Annotated in this window: 14 protein-coding genes; 6 read left to right on the top strand and 8 right to left on the bottom strand. The window is 36.2% G+C overall.

The genetic code is table 11. The annotated features are described in order from the left end of the window. The first annotated feature begins 55 nt into the window (after positions 1-55). The gene (locus tag LKL37_RS03995) at positions 56-400 is read left to right on the top strand and encodes a YciI family protein (protein ID WP_431609306.1); all 345 of its coding nucleotides are present in this window, start codon (positions 56-58) and stop codon (positions 398-400) included. Between the two features lie 191 nt (positions 401-591). Then, entirely contained in the window at positions 592-1,671 is a 1,080-nt protein-coding gene (locus tag LKL37_RS03990) for a DUF418 domain-containing protein (protein ID WP_431609305.1), read from the top strand. A gap of 17 nt (positions 1,672-1,688) precedes the next feature. On the opposite strand, the gene LKL37_RS03985 is transcribed toward LKL37_RS03990, so the two are convergent. From LKL37_RS03985 to LKL37_RS03955, 7 genes are all read right to left on the bottom strand, one after another. Then, positions 1,689-2,252 (bottom strand): DUF6624 domain-containing protein, encoded by a 564-nt coding sequence (locus LKL37_RS03985; protein ID WP_431609304.1) that lies wholly within the window; start codon positions 2,250-2,252, stop codon positions 1,689-1,691. Between the two features lie 52 nt (positions 2,253-2,304). Next, positions 2,305-2,865: an AAA family ATPase gene (locus tag LKL37_RS03980; protein ID WP_431609303.1), complete on the bottom strand. Its 561-nt coding sequence runs from the start codon at positions 2,863-2,865 to the stop codon at positions 2,305-2,307. Between the two features lie 63 nt (positions 2,866-2,928). Beyond that, positions 2,929-3,924 carry an MsnO8 family LLM class oxidoreductase gene (locus tag LKL37_RS03975; RefSeq protein ID WP_431609301.1) on the bottom strand — a complete coding sequence of 332 codons (996 nt, stop codon included), beginning with the start codon at positions 3,922-3,924 and terminating at the stop codon, positions 2,929-2,931. 66 nt (positions 3,925-3,990) lie between these two features. Continuing rightward, a complete protein-coding gene (locus tag LKL37_RS03970) occupies positions 3,991-4,347 on the bottom strand; it encodes a winged helix-turn-helix transcriptional regulator (RefSeq protein WP_431609300.1) in 357 nt (118 codons plus the stop codon). 125 nt (positions 4,348-4,472) lie between these two features. Continuing rightward, a complete protein-coding gene (locus tag LKL37_RS03965; RefSeq protein WP_180565608.1) occupies positions 4,473-4,637 on the bottom strand; it encodes a bacteriocin-like protein in 165 nt (54 codons plus the stop codon). Between the two features lie 68 nt (positions 4,638-4,705). Continuing rightward, entirely contained in the window at positions 4,706-4,951 is a 246-nt protein-coding gene (locus LKL37_RS03960; protein WP_431609299.1) for a hypothetical protein, read from the bottom strand. A gap of 347 nt (positions 4,952-5,298) precedes the next feature. After that, the gene (locus LKL37_RS03955) at positions 5,299-6,594 is read right to left on the bottom strand and encodes an Ig-like domain-containing protein (RefSeq protein WP_431609298.1); all 1,296 of its coding nucleotides are present in this window, start codon (positions 6,592-6,594) and stop codon (positions 5,299-5,301) included. Between the two features lie 237 nt (positions 6,595-6,831). Here LKL37_RS03955 and LKL37_RS03950 point away from each other — a divergent pair, with 237 nt between their 5' ends. The 4 genes from LKL37_RS03950 (at position 6,832) to LKL37_RS03935 (ending at position 12,593) form a co-directional block, all read left to right on the top strand. Next, the gene (locus tag LKL37_RS03950) at positions 6,832-7,713 is read left to right on the top strand and encodes a cupin-like domain-containing protein (RefSeq protein ID WP_431609297.1); all 882 of its coding nucleotides are present in this window, start codon (positions 6,832-6,834) and stop codon (positions 7,711-7,713) included. Positions 7,714-7,852: 139 nt separating this feature from the next. Continuing rightward, a complete protein-coding gene (locus LKL37_RS03945) occupies positions 7,853-8,566 on the top strand; it encodes a hypothetical protein (RefSeq protein ID WP_431609296.1) in 714 nt (237 codons plus the stop codon). 175 nt (positions 8,567-8,741) lie between these two features. Next, positions 8,742-11,552, top strand: coding sequence for a TonB-dependent receptor (locus LKL37_RS03940; RefSeq protein WP_431609295.1), 2,811 nt, complete (start codon positions 8,742-8,744; stop codon positions 11,550-11,552). A 6-nt stretch (positions 11,553-11,558) separates the two neighbouring features. Next, positions 11,559-12,593, top strand: coding sequence for a phytase (locus LKL37_RS03935; RefSeq protein WP_431609294.1), 1,035 nt, complete (start codon positions 11,559-11,561; stop codon positions 12,591-12,593). A 390-nt stretch (positions 12,594-12,983) separates the two neighbouring features. On the opposite strand, the gene LKL37_RS03930 is transcribed toward LKL37_RS03935, so the two are convergent. After that, positions 12,984-13,715 (bottom strand): sterol desaturase family protein, encoded by a 732-nt coding sequence (locus LKL37_RS03930; RefSeq protein WP_431609293.1) that lies wholly within the window; start codon positions 13,713-13,715, stop codon positions 12,984-12,986. Between the last annotated feature and the right edge of the window lie 48 nt (positions 13,716-13,763).

Genomic DNA, 13,763 nt, shown 5'->3' with positions numbered 1-13,763 from the left:
CCTGTCCCCATTTTGACCTCCCAATCGTCATTTTATTACATAAACGAATCTTATTATGAAAGAATTTGCATTAATATTCAGACTTAAAGGCATTTCTGATTTAAAACCTTCGCCGGAACAGATCCGGGAACGTATGAGTTGGCTGGGAAGCATTGCCGCTCAAAATAAGCTGGTGGATACAGGAAACACTCTTTTAGCTACTCCCGGATCTGCCAAAACTGTCAAACCAGACAATATTATAACGGACGGACCTTATACTGAGATCAAAGAGTTCATCAGCGGATATATTATCGTAAGGGCAGAATCTATTGATGAAGCAGTAGAAATGGCTAAAGGAAATCCTATCTTTAAAATCGGAGGAAACATTGAAGTACGTGAAATTTTGAAGAAGGATAAGTAAGATGGAAGCTGGAAGTTCTTGAATTTTAAATAGAAATTTTCTTTGTTCAATTTTTTAATAAAAATACTGTCATTTCAAGAGAACTTCTCTTACTTTTTTATCTTCCGTATCCTACTCTCTTTTATTTTTTGACTTTTGTCAAAGGAATGCCCGATCCTATTGTTGACTTTTGCTGAAAATAATTATTCAGTATGAAAAAAAGAATCATCGGGTTCGATCTGGCACGGGCTTATGCTATTTTCGGAATGTTTATCGTAAACTTCAATATGGTCTTCGGAAATCATGATGATCATTCCACTCTTGGAAAATTGCTGATCCTTTTCAGCGGACATTCCAGTACGGTATTTGTAATTCTTGCTGGTATGGGAGTAGCACTGATGACCAATCGTCTTCAGGAATATACTTCGAAAGACAGAAAAATGCTTCGCAATACAATTCTCAAAAGAGCGGCTTTTCTTTTTCTATTCGGAATGCTGTTTTGTCTCTGGTGGCCAGCTGATATTCTTCATTTCTATGGCGGTTACATGAGTATAGGTGCATTACTGGTATTCATGGATAAAAAATATTATCTGATAACAGCAGCCATTGCCATTATTTTGTTTCATTTGCTGTTACTGATTATCCCATTCGAAACAGGATGGAATTTTTCCACCCTTGAATACAGAGACTTCTATACCGTTTCCGGATTTCTCAGAAATACATTGTACAATGGCTGGAACTCTATACTGCCATGGTTTGCTTATTTTGCTATCGGGCTTTATCTTGGAAGACTGGATTGGGCACTTAAGCAGACTCAACAAATGATCTTCAGCATTGGATTGATAATATATCTTATGGTAAAAGGGTTCCGTTACGCAAGCACCTTCATGGATATCAGTACCGAAACGCGAGAATTCATCAATGCAGATTATATTCCTCCAGTATTACCTTTTATCCTGAATACAATAGGTTTTGGGATGATGCTTATTGCGGGTTTTATGTTTATCAGTCAGTATATTTCTGAAAAAAAGTGGACCGCAGACCTTGCCAGGGCCGGACAAATGACACTCACTCATTATGTATCTCATCTAAGCATCGGAATGGTTGTATTTGCTTTATTACAGGGTGAAAATTATTCAGATTTAATGAGTCATAAAACCTGGGTATCTCCACTTGGTGTTTTCCTGTATTCAATAGGATTCTTTATTTTGAGTATTTACTTCAGTAAATTCTGGGGAAAAAAATTCAAGCAGGGACCTTTGGAAATGATGATGAGAAAGATAAGCGGGTAATAGTAAAAAATGAAGAATTAAATCCATCCTACTTTTTTCCTCCAGACCATATACTCAGCATCTTTGCTGTCTATTTCCGGAATCTCTTCAGGTTCCGGAATTTTATGAATCTCAGCCTTTGATAATGCCGGAAGATTTACCTTTTCACGTTCTTCGTTTAAATTTTCTTTATTTTTAACAGGATAGATGGTTCTTTCAGCAGTCAGCTGTGTTCCATATTTTTGTGGTTTACTTTGAAAAACCTGAATCCTATCGTACAAATAGGCTTTATTAGCAGGATTAATATCACTGCCACTCTCTTCCATTATGATACAGCATTCTTTCATAAATTCAGGTTCACCAATAGCATGCTGGATAATCAGCCAGGCTGCATTGCTTGCTTTTTCACCCACTTTCGAGATGGTAGGATAACCGATTTCCAATATAATTTCCCGAAGGCGCTGGGCATTAGCTTTATGAATACTTTCCATCTCGGGATGATAGCCTCCGGATAATTCCCCCGCTTTTAACAGCTTTTCTCTGACAGACAGGTCTTTGTCAGCCAGTTCAATAAGTTCTTTTTCAAAAGGAAGATGATTCATGCTATAAATGATAATTGATGAATGATAATTGATAGATGATGAGATAATTAATCTAATTATTATATGAAATAGTATCAAGGATGAAGCGTACTCTGTTTTTTACTGCAGCTTTCGGAACTTCTACGATATTGTATCCATATTCCTGATAAATTCTTTTCATACATTCAAAGGTAAGTATTGCTTTTTCAAAGGTTTGTTGTCTTTCGGGATCATTTTCATAAATCTCTTTCCATGGGGGAAGAATAAAAACATTATGGTGATAAACCATTTCTCTGGCTTTCGTTTTCATTAATTCCGGAATAGGAATATTTTCAAGCCTCATATAACCCAGCGTATCCAATATTCCACGGTCGAAGAAAATAGGTTCTGAATGGATCATCTGATTTATTTTCCGGTAAGTTTTTGCGGACTCTTCAAACATCAGATGGGCAAAAAGCTCCTTATTCATCCAGGGAAGCCCTTCTCCACCAGACTCCATTTGTTCTTTTATGATTTTTCTGCCTTCTTCCGGAACAGTTATCATTCCGTTTTTGTTTAATTCATCCAGTAATGTAGTCTTTCCTGCTCCGGGACCACCCGTAATACTATATAATGTTAAAATATCCTGCTTCATGGGCTTGACTTATTTTTAAACACAGCCCGTTGTACAGCAGAACCTTTGGATATTCTACAGGGGCTATTTATTATTTTTAATGATACTTTTATAGGTATTGATACGATCTTCCTCCCGATGCATATTGCATAATATCAGGAGATCATCCGTATTGTATTTTTCTGAAACCTGCTGTAATCTCTGATCAACAGATTGTGGTGTTTCCAGGATAATTCTGTCTAAAATTGTAAAAAACTCTTTTTCATCCTGAGTACCCAGAATTTTTTGCTCAACGGCTTCAGGAGAAAGAACAGCATTGGGACTGGCTAACTGACGGGATTGTAAAAACTGATATGCCATGCCATAGGCATTTCTTCTGGCTTGTTCAAGAGTATCTGCCACTGATACTGCCACTGCTACCTGTAAAGAAGGCTGGGAAAAATATTGAGTATCATCGAATTCTCTGAGATAAGCTTTTGTATTTTCCATCCCATTTTCACCATTCATAAAGGCAGCAAAAGAGTAACCTATCCCATGTTTTGCAGCTTCTTTTGCAGAAGTCATACCCGAGCCCAGCCACATGATTTCAGGGATGTTCTTTACCTGAGCAGGTTGTGCAATCAGTCCGTCATACACGCCTTCTTCATCCCTGATGAATTGAATAATCTCTTCCAGTTTTGTTTCCATATTGGATAGAACAACGGGTTTATGATTATTCAGAGCCATTACAGCATCTTTTAATCCTCCGGGAGCTTTTCCCAGTCCGAGAATAAAACGTTCAGGATAGAGGGCTGACAGCATTTTGGTCCATTCTGCAATTTTATAGGCAGAATAATTTCGCATCATAATGCCGGCTGTTCCTACTTTAATTCGATTTGTTTTGCTCAGTATAATGGCTGATAACAGTTCAGGGCTGGAACTTCCATAAGCTTCTACACCATGATGTTCAGAATACATAATACTGTGAAAACCTGTTTCTTCAGCTAATAAAGCAAGATTGATACTGTTTTCCAATGCAGATGCTGCACTGCCGCCCATCGTTGTAGGTGACTGGTCTAATATCCCTAATTTCAACTTCATACTGTTGAATCAATTTTATGGTGAAGTTATGAAAAAAGCTTTATTTAATGGAGAAATATTCGCTGATCATTCCTTGGGCGGAAAGACTATTCCTTCATCTTTGATCAAATCATACCCAAAGTTCATAATGGTTTCAATTACAGGAATTGCTTTTTTCCCTTTTTCTGTAAGACTATACTCCACTTTTGGCGGAACTACGGGAAATACTTCACGATGAACCATGTCTTTAGCTTCCAATTCGCGCAGCTGGCTGGTCAGCATTTTATCAGTAATATGAGGAATATCTTTTTTAAGTTCACTAAAACGAAGAGGTTTTTCCTGTAATCTCCACAGGATGGGCATTTTCCAAGTTCCTCCGATATGACTTAAAGCGAATTCAATGGGAGTATAATACAATCTTTTATCATGGAAAAATTCAGGCATAGAAATCGTTTTTACCGTTATACTTTCGAAAAAGGTAAGGTTATTAAAGACGAAATATACAACTTTTACATTTTAACAAAAAAATAAAACCTCCCGATAATGGAAGGTTTGTTTATAGAAAATGATTATGCACATCTGATATCAGCACAGCCGCCACCGCCGCCATTTCCGTTTTTATAATAACATGTTGAAGTTGGACATCCACATGCTATACATTCACTCTCTGCTGGCGGACGACCTCCTGTGATTGTTTTTAAACTTTGTCTCGCGATTTTCTTTAGATTTTTCATAATAAATAAGTTATTAGTTTGAAGGAGTAATTTAATAAAAAATCATTGAACAGGTTTGATTCCAATTGTTAAAGTTTTATTTTTCTTAGGATATAATACAAAAAAGTCAGCAATAAAGCACCAACTATAATAATCAGCCACCAGTAAGGCAAAACCCAAAGCACAAAATATTTCATGGAATTCATCAGATAGGAAATCCCATTTTCTGATGGATAAACCTGTCTGAAGGCAGAGTCTGTAAGCCCAAGAATATAGGCTGTCAAAGACAATATCATGATGTTTATGATGAACACTTTTAGAATATTTTTCTTCATATCTGCAAAATACATAAACAATTGCTCTAAAACCTTTCCAGAGATAAATCCTTACTTCAAATCCTTATTTTTGTGACCATCTTTAATAATAGTTATTATTACAAAGTAAATCAAGAGTGCCAGCATGTGTCCCCCTGATATAAAAAGTAGAAAAAACCACCATACAAGTCCTGTTCCTCCACTGCTATCAAATATTAACTGATAATATAATATCGAATTGTATAAAAAGAGCAATATCATATTGATAACACCAAATTTTCTACTATGTCTGAAAGATACCATAATAAGCAGAAAACAAACTATGGAAGCAATATATAAAAGTTGATTATCACTCATCTATAATCTAACTATTTGTTCGCTGTTTTAAACTTTATAAGAAGTTTCTCATTTTTAAGAGAATAGCCTTCTTTAGATCTGAAACTTTTATTAGTGAGTACAAATTCATATTCTTTATTAGGCTTAAGATTTACACCCAAAACCAACGTTTTATTATTGTTTTCCATCCCAATAACTTTGGTAATTGGCATGTAATCTTTTCCTTTTTCAGAAAGATTGAAAGAATAATATTCCGGCACCATCTCTTTAGAAAAAGTAATTCGTATTTCTTTTGTATCAGGGTTTACACCTAAAGAACCGTTTACAGGATCTATTTTTACTACATCCGGTGATTTCTTACGGTATTCCTTCATCAGATCACTCGTCTTTTCTTTAAAAAACTTTGATTGGGTAAGGAAATTTTCAACAGTTTTATCACTGTTATAATTCAATTCAATGATATCTTTGATGGCCTGTTTTTTATTTTTAGCATTCTGATAATACAATTTACTGATCTCATATCCTACGTAATATCCTAAATCTGCACTTTCTCCTTTATCTCTTCCATTATAAAGCCAGTTGGCAAAATTTCCGGTGAACATTTCTTTTTTAAACTGATCTTTCACTTTATCTGCATGAGCAGTTCCATAAGATAAATATTTCCTTTCCAGAGGTTTATTCATCACAAGTTCAGCAATCAGGTCGCACGATCCTTCTTTTATAGATTGATTTAAAACCCTTCTGCGGTTGCCAGTTTGCTGGGTATGGATATATTCATGGATATTCAGAGAAACGATATTATCCAGTGACTGCTCAGCAAATACCCCTTTCAACCATTCATCTTTGAATTCTGACACCTCTGTAGACGGAAGCCCTGTGGCAAGTTCAGCTCCTACCAGTACCATATTTTCACTCACTGTTCCCCCGGAATTCAGCCCGCCAATGGTAAAATACATTTCAGCATCTTTGAGTTCAGGATATATTTCTTTTAGCTTGACAACACTGGCTTCCAGTTCAATGGTTTTGGTTTTTATCGTCAAAGTATTGGGTCTTACAGAATTCCAGAATTTGGGATATTTATCAATGACCTTCACATATACACTATCATTATAATTTCTGGCTTTCATAAAAGCTTTTAAGCCTTTTGTAGCTTTATCGGTATACAATCTTTTTATCAGATCCAGTTTTTGGGAGTGATTGTCTGTCTTTTGAATGCTGTCATAAGCGACCCAAAAATTATCAATATCTGAAGTGAAAATTTTGGCCGATTTTTGTGAAAAAGCACTTGCAAATACAAGTGAGAAAATAATGGTGGTAAAACGTTTCATGATTATTTTTAACAGTAACAATGATACATACAATTATTGTATTTTACAACAGTGTTTTTACCGTATAAACACAGTGCATTTTAAAAGAATAAAAACTAAAAACCTATCCTAATAACTCTAACAAAAAAAGATCACAATCTTGGGGTTGTTATTTATTTATATCAATTCCAAATAATTTTAATTCTTTCCATTTTATTGTCGCAAATATTTAATACTTTAGCTTAATAATTTGAACAAATGGGAATAATCCTTAAACCAATTGATATTGTAGATGATATTTCACAAGAAGATTTCCGTGAAAAATATCTAAAGCCATGTAAGCCAGTGGTAATCAAGAATATGGCAAGAAAATGGCCTGCCTACCAAAAATGGACGATGGAGTATATGAAAGAAGTAGTAGGAGACGTTGAAGTTCCCCTTTACGACAGTTCCAAAGCAGATCCTGCCGCTCCTATCAATACTCCAACGACGAAAATGCCATTTCGTGACTACGTTGATCTTATTCAGCGCGAGCCTACTGATCTAAGAATATTTTTCTTTGATCCTATAAAATTTGCACCCAAACTTCTGGACGATTATGTTCCGCCAAAGAATCTGATGGGAGGATTTTTAGATAAATACCCAAGCATGTTTTTCGGAGGTAAAGGCTCTGTGACTTTCCTTCATTATGATATTGATATGCCACATATCTTCCATACCCACTTCAATGGAAGAAAGCATGTTCTATTATTTGAATACAAATGGAAATCAAGACTTTACAAACTTCCGTATGCTACTTATGCACTGGAAGATTATGATATTGCCAATCCGGATTTTGAAAAATTCCCGGCATTGGATGGTATTGAAGGTATCGAATGTTTCCTTGAGCACGGAGATACTTTGTTTATGCCTACCGGCTGGTGGCACTGGATGAAATATCTGGACGGTTCTTTCTCTATTTCTTTACGCGCGTGGGACAAAAGCTGGGCTGTAAAAGCACATTCTCTTTGGAATCTTGCTGTTCAGCGTAACTTTGATAACTTCATGAAAGGACGATACAAAAAAAGGTATATGGACTGGAAAGAAAGAAAAGCAGTAGAAATAGCGAATAATGCATTAAAAAGAGGACTTCCTAAATAACAGGAGGCAATTCTAATACAAGCAAAGAGTGGGTGATTTATGAAAATCATCCACTCTTTTTTATTTGTAGGCTTTGTTTTTTAAAATATCGTTTAAAATTTAATTAAATTGCATAGTACGTTTCCTAATACCCGTGTATATGTTTGAAAAGTTGATCGATAGCTTTGAGAAGCTGTGCCTGCAGATTATTATTGAAATATTATTGGTTCCGGTAACCATTTTCAAATTATTTCAGGATCCCCGGCGCTGCTATGATCTTTCTGTACACGAGATGGAAAAAGAAGAAACTGAACGTTTTCAGGATTATCTTTCTCCTATTAAGCTTTCCGTTTATACCTCTGTCATTATCTCTGTCCTTTTAATGGACTATGGTGGTGAACACAATATTATCTCGAAGATCAAGGGGCTTAGTATGGTTGAAAAAGCTTTATTTATTTTCCTGATGAATAATATTACTGCCGTACTATTCAGTGTTGCTTTATTATGGTATAAAAAAGAGAAGATAAATACTGTTACTTTCAGAACATTATTATTTTCATTCATTTATACTACCGTGTATACCTCTACTCCATTTTTTATATTGATCAGTTCAGCTATGTTTTTGGGACAAACTTTGAATGTAGAAGCTTATCTGGATCGTTTGGGCAAGGTGAGTGAATATGGAACAAGAGACTATCTGTTTTTTCTCGTCTTTCTTGTTTTTATTATTGTTGGAATCATTGGTATATTTAAGCTTTTCAAAGCACTGCACTATATTTTGAAGAATAATTTCAGTTATCATCCTTATGTTGTATGGTTTTTCACAGTACTTTTCTTTGTTGTTCAGCTTTATTATGCACGAGGATTTATTTAAAACCATCATGTGATAAATTTGGGCTAAAGCCCACTATTGAATCTTAATAACAACATCGTTTATCTTTATAAAATCCCTTGTATTAACAATTCTTAAGAAAACCTTAATTTTCTCTTTAACTCCTTTCCCAAACAGATGTTTAATTTCGTTGTGATTTTTATCTAAAAAAGGAAAAGTGAAGAAAATTTTTACCTCTGTTTTGTTTTGTGCCTCTATTTTTTTCTATGCACAGACCGGTTCTTTGTCCGGAAACATTAACGACGATTCGAAAATAGCCCTGCCGGGAGCTAAAATTTCCCTAAGCCCGGGAAATATCTATACGACATCTGATGAACATGGAAACTTTGTTTTCCTGAATGTTCCTCCAGGAAGTTATACCATGAAAATTGATTATCTTGGTTACGGTATACACGAATATAATGTAACAGTAGAACCTGAAAAAAATACCCGCCAGAATATCGTTTTCGATAAAAAAGAAACATCTATTGCAGAAGTTGTAGTCTCCGGAGCTACGTTAAAGAATCAGGCAAGAGCTTTAAACAAGCAGAAAAATAACGCCAATATTACCAATGTGATTTCTTCGGATCAAATCGGGCGTTTTCCTGATGCCAATATCGGGGATGCTTTGAAGCGTGTTCCGGGAGTCACGATACAGAATGATCAGGGAGAAGCCAGAAATCTTATCATCAGAGGGCTTGCTCCCAATCTTAACTCGGTTACCATGAACGGTGACAGAATTCCGTCTGCTGAAGGAGATAACCGTAATGTACAGATGGATTTGATTCCTTCTGATATGATTTCCACTATTGAAGTCAACAAAACACTAACTCCTGATATGGATGCGGATGCCATCGGAGGTTCTGTAAACCTTATTACCAGAGCCTCACCGAACGGACAGAGAATTTCAGCAACAGTTGCTGGAGGGTATAATCCCATCCGTGAAAAAGGAAATTACACCGCCGGATTTGTCTATGGAAACCGGTTTTTAGACAAAAAATTGGGTGCAGTATTCAGTTTTTCTTATAACAACAACAATTTCGGTTCAGATAATATAGAACCTGTATGGAGCCAGGCGAACGATCTTGCACAAACCGTTTATGTGAGCAAAATGGGTGTGCGTTATTATAATGAACACCGTATCAGACACAGTTTTGATCTTAATATGGATTATGAATTCAATTCCAAAAACAAGATCTATGCTTCTGCCATGTACAATTTCAGAAATGATAAAGAAACCAGACTGGCTTTAGGATATAAAATAAAACCTGTTTACAATGCCGATGAAACGGAAATTACAGACTGGAAAGGAAGTATTACAAGACAGAACAAGGGAGGAGCTGCCGATAACGACAATACCCGTCTGGAAAAGCAAAGAGTTCAGAACTATGCTTTAAAGGGAGAACATTTATTAGGTTCCAAAGTAGATCTTGACTGGTCTGTAAACTATGCCATCGCAAGTGAAGACAAGCCTCATCAGCGTTATATAGAGTTTGAAAACAGTAAAATGAACTTCGCTCCTGATCTTAGTAACCCTGAAAAACCAATGTTCAATCTCCTTGCAGCAGATAATCTGGGCAGTTATAAATTGAGTGATCTTTCGGATGCCAATAACTTTACACAGGAAAAAGAACTGGGAGCAAAAGTGAATGTACGCTTTCCATTTTCAGTGATTGATGGTCAGAAAGGACGCCTTCGTACCGGTTTCCGTATGCGTCTGAAGAAAAAGGAAAGAGAGAATGATTTCTATGCTTTTACTCCAGTCAACCCCATGGGAAGCCTGTTATCTGTACCAACAATAAATCTTAACGGTCAGAACTTCCAGGCTGGAAATTATGTTCCGGGAACTTTTGTGGATCCTGCTTTCCTTGGTAGTTTGGATTTATTCAACCCTACTTTGTTTAACGGCAAACTGAAACCCGAAAAGTACCTTTCCAGTAACTACAATGCAAAAGAGCAGATTTATGCAGGTTATATCAGATGGGATCAGGATTTTAATGATCAACTATCTATGATCGTGGGAGCCCGTATTGAAACCACCCAGATTGATTATACCGGAAACTATGTGATGAATGAAAAGGATCTGGTAGGACAGATTAATAATACCAATACGTACACAAACGTACTTCCGAATATTTCCTTCAAATATGTTCCTGTGCAGGATCTTGTGCTTCGTGCGGCATTTACTACAGCCCTTGCCCGCCCGAATTATTACTCACTGGTTCCTTACCTGAATGTGATTTCAGAAGATGAGATCGTTGCAGCAGGAAATCCGAATTTAAAGGCAACCTATGCTTATAATTTTGATTTTATGGCTGAGAAATATTTCAAATCTGTAGGGATTCTTTCCGGAGGACTTTTTTATAAAAATCTGAACGACTTTATTTATACCTATTCCAAAAGAAATTATACAGCCAATGACTTCGCGAATGATTTTGCAGGACAAACCAACCCGATTCCTGCCGGAGAAAGCAACTGGAAATTTACCCAGCAGCGTAATGGTGACAATGTAGATATTTACGGTTTTGAAGTCGCATTACAAAGACAGCTTGATTTTATTCCGGGAGCCTTCTGGAAAGGACTTGGGGTTTATGTGAACTATACCTATACCAAATCCAAAGCAAAAGGAATTACCAATGAAGATGGTGTGGAAAGAACAGATGTAGGACTTCCCGGAGCGGCTCCTCATATGTTCAACGGATCTCTTTCATGGGAAAATAAACGTTTTTCAGCAAGGATCTCTATGAACTATGCGTCTCATTATATTGACGAACTTGGTGGCAAAGCGTTTGATGACCGTTATTACGACAAACAGTTTTTCCTTGATGCCAATGCTTCCTACAAAATTACAAGCCAGCTTAGAGTTTTTGCAGAAGCCAATAATCTGACCAATCAGCCGTTAAGATATTATCAAGGAATCCAAAGCAGAACTGCTCAGGCTGAATATTACAGACCAAGGTTTACGATGGGAGTGAAATTTGATTTTTAAATAAGCATGAAAAACATACATTATATATTGGCTCTTTCAGTTCTCCCTTTGGTGATCAACTGTACAGGGCAGAAAGAAGCAATTGAAAAATTAAAACCGGCCGTTATTACAGAAACTGTTGTTCATGATACTGACGACCCTGCCATATGGATCAATCCTCAGGATGCCTCAAAAAGTATCATCATCGGGACAGATAAAGATACTGATGGAGGGTTATATGCCTTTGATCTTAACGGGAAAATCATCAATAAAGTTCTAGGACTGAAACGTCCCAATAATGTTGATATTGAATATGGTTTAACGCTGAATGGAAAAAAAACAGATATCGCAGCATTCACTGAAAGAGAAACCAACAAAGTAAAATTATATACGCTTCCTGAACTGAAAGAGGCTGGAGAAATCTCTGTATTCGAGGGAGAATCAGAGCGTAGTCCAATGGGAATTTCTATGTATAAAAAACCTAAAACAGGAGAAATATTTGTGATTGCCGGAAGAAAATCTGGTCCCAGTGACGGCTATCTCTGGCAATATAAACTTTCTGAGAAAAATGGAGCTATCACAGGAGAAGTTGTCCGTAAATTTGGGAAATACAGTGGTTTGAAAGAGATTGAAAGCATTGCTGTGGATGACGAGATGGGTTATATTTATTATTCTGATGAGCAGCTCGGGGTTCACAAATATTATGCTGATCCTGCGAAAGGTAATGAAGAACTGGCTGTTTTCGGGAAAGGCGATTTTAAATCTGATGTGGAAGGAATTTCAATCTATCCAACCTCTAAAGGAAAAGGATATATTCTGGTTTCAAATCAGCAGAATGACACCTTCAATGTCTATTTAAGAGAAGATCAGTCTAAAGGAAGAATAGCAGAAATTCCGGTTTCTACGTTGGAAAGTGATGGCTCTGAGGTGACGAATGTTAATTTGGGTCCAAAATTTCCCAAAGGAGTTTTTGTTGCGATGAGTAATGGCAGGGTATTTCACTTTTATGACTGGAGAATGGTTGAAAAAGCAATAAAATCAGCTATGAAAGCTAATAAATAAAAATAATCTTTCAAACCATTAAGGTTTGATAAGGGTTTAAGAGTATTAAGCTGAGTTAAACAGTCATTGCGAACCGCAGGTGAAACAATCTCATGAATTTTACTTAGCTTAATACGCTTCATTTTTTCGTTCTTCCTAATGATTTATAATCTTAAAGTTTTTCAACGCAAAGTTGATTTTAAATTGGATAATATTTTAATGGTGCTAAGAAAGAGTTGATTTACAATCAACCGATAAAGCGAAAGGCATATCCATGAGCTTTTTAAGCTGTTTACTGCAAATCTTTACTACCTCAAAAGTATGAAAGTCTATTGCATAAACTTTGCGTTTGAAAATAATTACATTATTATAAACTATAACACTTCAGCTACTTCCCTCTTCCAGCCTCCATCATCCCTCCTGCTTATACGTTCCAAACACCCTATCCCAGATAGAAGTATAAAATCCGAAATTTTTACTTTCATCCTGATGATGCTGATTATGAAACCTTGTTGTCCCTACGAAGAAACGGTCAAAAGAAGCAGGAAAAAATTCTCTGTTCAAATGTCCTATTGTTCCCCAAATGAGGTTGAGCAAAAGATATATTGAAATGGAAATTACAGAAAAATCATAACCTATAAGTAAAGCCAACATCATCAACCCAAATCCTATGGTTTCGAAAGGATGAAGTACAAAAAGGCTCAAAAAATTGGTGCTGATGTGTTCATGATGCTTTCCATGCAGGATTTTGTAAAAAAATGGTAAATGTGCTGCGAAATGAAAGAAGTACATCAGAAGATCCATTAAGAGAAGCAGAGCAGCAACTTCCGCTATTATTCCAATCACAGATTGAGTTTGCCCCATCACAATCCATCCGTTTTTCCATAGGAAAGCTCCTAACAACAGTACCAAACTGTTACATAAAACAGTAACCAGACTAAGGTAAAAATCGGATCTTGTTACAGGATGATTTTTCTCCTGTAACTTGCTTTTACGGCAAGTTTTTTCTATGAAAACATATAAACCTATAGAAAACAGATACAGAACAACATTAATGGTCAGACTGAATATGATCCACTCTGGCCAGGAAAACTGCCAAAAAATATGCAAATAACCGGAAAGTTCTGTATGATTAAAATTCATGAGTCTGTCATCCTTCAGCTTGATGTCATAAAGGTATGAATTTCACAG

The organism is Chryseobacterium sp. 'Rf worker isolate 10' (assembly GCF_050753305.1).
Lineage (GTDB): Bacteria > Bacteroidota > Bacteroidia > Flavobacteriales > Weeksellaceae > Chryseobacterium.
The sequence above is the reverse complement of the archived record's forward strand: the minus strand, read 5'-3'. Positions and strand labels throughout refer to the sequence as shown.

Coding starts and splice junctions, on each gene's coding strand:
- LKL37_RS03995 (WP_431609306.1), top strand. CDS start 56: ATGAAAGAATTTGCATTAATATTCAGACTTAAAGGCATTTCTGATTTA.
- LKL37_RS03990 (WP_431609305.1), top strand. CDS start 592: ATGAAAAAAAGAATCATCGGGTTCGATCTGGCACGGGCTTATGCTATT.
- LKL37_RS03985 (WP_431609304.1), bottom strand. CDS start 2,252: ATGAATCATCTTCCTTTTGAAAAAGAACTTATTGAACTGGCTGACAAA.
- LKL37_RS03980 (WP_431609303.1), bottom strand. CDS start 2,865: ATGAAGCAGGATATTTTAACATTATATAGTATTACGGGTGGTCCCGGA.
- LKL37_RS03975 (WP_431609301.1), bottom strand. CDS start 3,924: ATGAAGTTGAAATTAGGGATATTAGACCAGTCACCTACAACGATGGGC.
- LKL37_RS03970 (WP_431609300.1), bottom strand. CDS start 4,347: ATGCCTGAATTTTTCCATGATAAAAGATTGTATTATACTCCCATTGAA.
- LKL37_RS03965 (WP_180565608.1), bottom strand. CDS start 4,637: ATGAAAAATCTAAAGAAAATCGCGAGACAAAGTTTAAAAACAATCACA.
- LKL37_RS03960 (WP_431609299.1), bottom strand. CDS start 4,951: ATGAAGAAAAATATTCTAAAAGTGTTCATCATAAACATCATGATATTG.
- LKL37_RS03955 (WP_431609298.1), bottom strand. CDS start 6,594: ATGAAACGTTTTACCACCATTATTTTCTCACTTGTATTTGCAAGTGCT.
- LKL37_RS03950 (WP_431609297.1), top strand. CDS start 6,832: ATGGGAATAATCCTTAAACCAATTGATATTGTAGATGATATTTCACAA.
- LKL37_RS03945 (WP_431609296.1), top strand. CDS start 7,853: ATGTTTGAAAAGTTGATCGATAGCTTTGAGAAGCTGTGCCTGCAGATT.
- LKL37_RS03935 (WP_431609294.1), top strand. CDS start 11,559: ATGAAAAACATACATTATATATTGGCTCTTTCAGTTCTCCCTTTGGTG.
- LKL37_RS03930 (WP_431609293.1), bottom strand. CDS start 13,715: ATGAATTTTAATCATACAGAACTTTCCGGTTATTTGCATATTTTTTGG.